Origin of the sequence: Aquirufa sp., assembly GCF_044342065.1 — a bacterium.
In the GTDB taxonomy this organism is placed as follows: Bacteria; Bacteroidota; Bacteroidia; order Cytophagales; family Spirosomataceae; genus Aquirufa.
This window is the reverse complement of sequence record NZ_JBIIQN010000056.1, coordinates 1-4,349: the sequence shown is the minus strand read 5'-3', so window position 1 is coordinate 4,349 and position 4,349 is coordinate 1. Positions and strand designations below refer to the sequence as shown.

Here is a 4,349-nt window from a genome sequence, read left to right as displayed (position 1 = left end):
AAAAACCCTCCTTCAATTGTAACAAAAGATTCGTCATTAACTTTATTGAAGTCGGCAAATGCCTTGTTTTTAGCAGAAGTTGATGAGAAGAAAAAGAATAACTTATGTGAAGAATTACAAATTTGTGGCAATGATTTACCAGGTTTAATTGATTCGGTTGAGGTCGAATTATTTGAACTGTGTAAGGTGGGGAATGTGGAGGAGCAATTACTTTGGTTTTTAAAGAAATATCCTCAAAGTAAAATTTTCAATATTGCGTCTAAATTTCTTAATCAGTATGCTTTTAAAGAGGTTTTAAAACAGAATACGGAAGTTGCCTATCAAACTTTTGCTACAAAGTATCCACATTCAGAAGAGTTTAAAATTGCATTAGACAGTTTAGAGTCAATCGGTTTTCAAGGAGCCTTACAGGCGAATTCGGTTGAACTTTACAATCGATTTTTGAGTCAATATCCAAAATCGAATAAGCTAGGAATTGTTAAGCGTAAAATGTGGGATAAGGCCTTTCAAGAGGCGCAAGAAATTCATACGAAAACGGCCTATGCCGATTTTATCAAGAGGTTTGCTGGTTCGGATTTGGTGTTGAGTGCTCAAAAAGCTATTGAAAAGTTGGATTGGGAGGCTGCATTGCAGGGAAATCAGCGATCGTTATTTGTTTTGTTTGTTAAGGACTATCCTAAATCGACTTTGCTAAAAGATGCACTGTTACGCATTGAGGGTTTTGATTGGGATTTGGCCAAAAAGGAAAATTCCCGAGATGCTTTTGAAAAGTTTTTGGAGAAGTATCCGCAATCCACCAAGAAAGCTGATGCTTTGGCATTTATAGAAAAGTTCGATTGGGAGATGGCCAAAGGGGAAAATACCCGAGAGTCGTATGTGGCCTATGTAGACAAATATCCTGACTCGGGAAATATTAAGCAAGCCATGGCTTCGATTGAAAAGTTTGATTGGATAGAAGCCTCGAAGGATGGTTCATTGCAGGCAATTCAAAACTTTTTAAACGGCTATCCTGATGGTGCATTCGCATCTGAGGCCAAATCGATTATGAATGGTTTGAAGTTGGTAGTTCCTTATTTGACATCGAATCAAAAATATAAGTTATATGATGCGAGCAATGGAACATTTGTTTCGGAATCGCTTTATGATAAGATAGAACCAATGGATAATGAATTGTTCATTGTTACTAATTTCGGTAAAAAAGGGATTGTGAATAAGTTTGGTGAAAATATTACGTTGGCTACTTACGATTGCTTTGTTCCAATTGCGAAAAAAGGTATCATTTTCCAATTAGGAAGTAAATTTGGCGTTATGAATCGTATGGGAGAAACCATTGTTCAACCGATTTATGACGATTTGGATTCACAAGGAGACAGCCTACTTATTTCTTACATCAAGCGCGGCAAATTGGTCAAAATGGGGTTACTGGATTTAAAAGGGAGAGTTATCGTTGATAATAAATTTCGAGAATTACTCGTGATAGGTCAGAATCAAATGATTGTCAGCTTGGATAAAAAGATTCGGTATTTAGCTAATTCGGCAGGAAATTTCATCAGTGCCCCTTACTCAGATATTTATGAGTCTAGGATTGTATTGAATAAAGACAAATATGGTTACCTAAATGAACAAGGTAAATTAGCAATTCCTACTATTTATAAGCAGATAGAAGTAGTAAACTCAGGCTTTTTTATAGCCGAGAATTTAGAAGGAAAACAAGGAGTACTTGATTCACTAGGGCGAATTGTAATTCCTTTTGATAAACATGTAATTAGGTATGTTGGTATTGATATTTATGCTTTGATTCGATATACAAATTCAAATAATTCTACTATTAATTTATATAGTGTTTCTAAAAGAAGAGTAATAAATACAGTAGCATTTGAAGAGGTTGGTAGTTTTAGCGAGGGATTAATTGATTTTAAGCTTTCGGGAAAGATTGGTTATTTGAACACTGAAGGCAAAATTGTAATCGCGTCAATTTATGACTCGTTTGAAAACGTTTCAGCTCCCTATGATAAGGATTTTGGTGGGGCTGATTGGGTAGATATTTTCAAAATTGAACCGGGAGACGATATAAATGAGGGCGAATATGAACCTGAAGATGGAGAGCCAGAGGATTATTTGGTAGCTTTTTGTGAAGAGCGTGCGTTTGATGAGGAATTGAATATTCAACCCTTGAAACATTATTCTAATAAGGATTTTTCAGATGGAATTGCTCTCGTCAATATCGGCAATAAGGTCGGTGCTATCGATCAAAATGGTAAGATTATTGTGCCAATTACCTATGATTACATGACCCCCTATTTGCATGGTCATGCTGTTGGTGTTATTAAAATTGCTGAAGAAAAGTTTAGGCCCGTTATTTTGAATAAAGTTGGTCAAGTAATTTTAGAGGATTACGTTATAGATACGCGTCTTTCGAGCGATAAACTAATAGTAAAGAATCGGCAAGGGGAATATTTCGAATTAGCCTTGGATGGCACTATGAATAAGAAATTACTTGGTAAAGACTTTTCTTATATTCAACGATTTAAAGAGTACATCAAATTTCAATACAAAGATGCAAGTATTTATGCCACCTCTGAATTTGTATGGTATTCTGATGAAAATATTGATTTTTCAAAATTTGAAGCACAAAAATCCATTCAATCTGGAGTATCTCTACGAATTTCCAAGGAATATGAAAAGGCAATTATTGAGTTTAAGAAAGCCTTGAGGATTTCTCCTAATAATGTTAATGCACTTATTGGTATAGCAGAGACATACCTTGATGAGAATGATCATTATAATGCTATTAAATATGTAGATCAGGCTTTACAGGTTGCGAGTGGTCCCATTAAATTTACCGCGCTTGAATTAAAGTTTAATATTTATAAGGATCAGTCTAATTGGAGTGAGGCCATTGATATTGCCTCTCAAATTATTTCCCAATTTGCCGATGTTCGATACGACTGGTATTACGAACGCAGTTTATGCAAATATGAATTACAAAGGTATAGCGATGCCATTGATGATATTACATTGGCTTTACAAGGAGCTTTCACTTCATCCAAGAGCTACATATATAATTTACGGGGCGTTTGTTATAGTAGATTAAATATGGATAATTATGCGCTGTTGGATTTTAAACAAGCAACTATTTATGGAATAAAAGAATCCGATGATGAAACTTCCATGGGACTCTACTTTAATAATTTAGGAAATACTTCTCTGTCCTTGAAAAAGAAAGATGAAGCGCAAGTCGCATTCAAAAAAGCCGCTAGTTATGGAAATCAAGATGCTGCTAGGACTTTACGCAGTAGTATATTTAGAAAATAATGAAGTTTATTTTTAGTTTACTTTTTATCGTATTTGTAACCATTGCTTGTGAAAAAGGAAAGGCAAATAAAAAGGTAGCTATTATTGAAAAGCTATTACCTGATTCTTCATTTAACAGTGTGCAAGAATCGCTCACCTATGAGGTAAAGGTATTTGACTTAACTGGCCCATCCATGAAGTCTTTTAAAAGCAAATATTCTGCTGAAAAGGGGGTTTTAGCTTTTCGAGGTGCCTCGTCACGGGATGTTGTTGCTGAGGGTCAGTTGAAGGCAAGGCCAAGCGAAATTAAAGCCGAGTGGGAATTTGATACCGAGTATAATGGCAAAAAGACCAATCTTGGTGTTTGGGGAGGTGGAAGTGGTTGGACAGGCCAACCGTTAATTATTAATTGGGATTATGCAGGTATTCCTGCTTCGGCAAAAAAATATAAACCAGAGGCCAATAAAGAAGTAATAATTAGTTCTTTATGTGGAAAAATATATTTCTTGAATTTTGATGATGGGAAAAAAATTCGACCAACTTTAGATACCTATAACCCCATCAAAGGAACAGCCATGTTTGATCCTGATTTTTCAGGAAACTTACTTGTTGGCCAAGGCGTCAAAGCAAATAGTGAATTCGGCTTTCGGATTTTTAATGTATTTGATGGAAAGTTGGTTAAATATGTATCCGGCATCGATCGTGATGCCCTAAGGGGCTGGGGTGCATTTGATAGTTCTCCAATCAAGGTTGACGATTACTATTTTTGGCCTGGAGAGAATGGAATGTTATATAAATTCCGTTTAATCGGCGATAAATTTGAATTGCATTCTAAATTAATTTACCGGGCAAAGTCGAGGAGCGCGTCAAGTTTAGGAGTAGAATCAAGTATGGCCGTATATAAAAACTATGGCTATTGGGGCGATAACCAAGGTAATTTGATTTGTGTGAATCTAAATACCTTAAAACCGATTTGGTATTTTGATAATGTTGATGATTCGGATGCATCGATTGTCATCGAGGAAGAAAATGGGGTACCCTTTTTGTACGTTGGC

General features: G+C 35.7%; 2 protein-coding genes. Both read left to right on the top strand.

From position 1 onward, the window contains the following. On the top strand, positions 1 to 3,315 hold a 3,315-nt coding region (locus ACIQZ2_RS11575), incomplete at its 5' end, for a WG repeat-containing protein (RefSeq protein ID WP_395769010.1). Beyond that, a partial coding sequence (locus ACIQZ2_RS11570) for a hypothetical protein (RefSeq protein WP_395769009.1) occupies positions 3,315 to 4,349 on the top strand: 1,035 nt, incomplete at its 3' end. The genes ACIQZ2_RS11575 and ACIQZ2_RS11570, both read left to right, overlap by 1 nt.